Below are 218 nucleotides of genomic sequence, written 5' to 3'. Positions count from 1 at the left end.
GAAGAAATTGTCGTGACGACCAATGCGTTCGATCTGCAATAGTTCGGACCAGATTCTGGCTAAGATAATTTCCGTTTCCCCCTCCGGGGTAACATAGCCGCTGACAGCGTAAGCAGCGCCGTCCGGGGCTGGCAGGGCCTTGCGGTCGAGCTTGCCGTTCGGTGTCAGCGGCAATGCTGCCAGCGTGACATACGCCGCTGGCACCATGTAATCGGGCA

The 218-nt window shown here is 58.3% G+C and carries 1 protein-coding gene; it reads right to left on the bottom strand.

The window, feature by feature from the left end; genetic code table 11:
* Positions 1-218, bottom strand: a 218-nt coding sequence (locus tag ACVBEF_RS21435) for a hypothetical protein (protein ID WP_447125913.1), incomplete at both ends; no start/stop codon positions are given.

It is taken from the genome of Glaciimonas sp. GG7, assembly GCF_052976905.1.
Note: the sequence above shows the minus strand (reverse complement) of the source record. Positions and strands in the feature narration are given on the sequence as shown.